We start from the raw sequence: 1,504 nt of genomic DNA on the forward strand, positions 1-1,504 counted from the left end.
CGGCAGAGGCTGGCCTACCTGCTGCGCGACAGCGGGGCAAGGGTCTTGCTCACCCAGGCGCGCCATCTCGACGCGGCACTGGAAGGCGGCAAGGAGCTGGAGCGCGTCATCCTGCTCGACAGGGAGGTTTCACAGGCCCAGGCCCAGGCGAACACGGAGGGGACGGCCCTGCTGGGGCGCGACCTCGTCGACTCGCAACCGGACTCCCGGCCGGGGACCGAGTCCGGCCCAGATGACCTCGCCTACATGATCTACACATCGGGCTCCACCGGCGACCCCAAGGGCGTGATGATCCGCCACCGCAACATCCTCAACTTCCTGCACTGGGTGCGCGGCTACTACGCGCTCGGCCCCACCGACCAGCTTGCCCTGGTCACGTCCTACGCCTTCGACATGACCCTGGCCAGCAACTGGGCGCCGCTGATCAGCGGCGCCACGCTGCACATCCTGGACGACGACAAGACCCGTGACGTGGAGACGCTGCTGCGGTTCATCAGCGACAAGAAGATCACCCTGCTCAACGTCACGCCCTCCCACTTCTCGCTGCTGGCCAGCGCCCGCGCCTACCTCGATCTGCCGCCGCTGCCGATGGTCGGGGAGATGCGCATCATGCTCGGTGGCGAGACCATCCGCCGGACCGACCTCAACCTGTGGCTGGAGCACTACCCCGGCCACCGCCTCATCAACGAGTACGGTCCCACCGAGGCCAGCGTCGCCTCCAGCTTCTTCCCCATCCCCGTCAACGCCGACAACCTGGTGGAACTGGACGTCATCCCGATCGGCGGCCCGCTGGACAACAACCGCCTCTACATCGTGGACGGCAACGACCGCCTTTGCCTGCCGGGGGTCGCCGGTGAGCTGTGCATCGGCGGCGTGGGGGTGGCGGCCGGCTATCACGGCAAGCCCGAGCGCACCGCCAGGTCCTTCGTGCCAGACCCGTTCGCCGACGACAGCTCGATGATGTATCGCACCGGTGACCGCGCACGGCTGCGGGAGGACGGCACCGTCGAGTTCCTGGGCCGGGAGGACCACCAGATCAACTTGCGCGGCTACCGTATCGAGGCCGGAGAGGTCGAGGCGGCACTGCGGCGTCACCCGGACGTCGCCCAGGCCATCGTCACCACCCGCCCGGACACCTCCGGCGCGGCCCAGCTGGTGGCCTTCTACACCTCGACCACCGGCTCGCCAGTTCAATCCACGGCGTTGCGCGAGTTCCTCGGCGACGCCCTGCCCGCCTACATGGTCCCGGCGCACTTCCAGCACATTGCCGCCATCCCCACCAGCGCCAGCGGCAAGGCAGACCTGAAGGCGCTGCCGGCCGTGGTGTTCGACAGCGCCCCCAACCCCGGCTACCTGGCGCCGCGCGACGCCATGGAACAGCGGCTGGCCTCCATCTGGGCCGAACTGCTGGGGGACAGGAGCATCGGCATCCGTGACACCTTCTGGAACCTGGGCGGCGACTCGCTCAAGGCGATGCGGTTGATCGTGCGCTACCGCGAGGAGG

General features: G+C 68.7%; 1 protein-coding gene. It reads left to right on the forward strand.

The genetic code is table 11. The features are described from left to right. A partial coding sequence (locus tag GPA21_RS20135; RefSeq protein ID WP_168989839.1) for a non-ribosomal peptide synthetase occupies positions 1 to 1,504 on the forward strand: 1,504 nt, incomplete at both ends.

This window comes from Azoarcus taiwanensis (genome assembly GCF_012910885.1).
Lineage (GTDB): Bacteria > Pseudomonadota > Gammaproteobacteria > Burkholderiales > Rhodocyclaceae > Azoarcus_F > Azoarcus_F taiwanensis.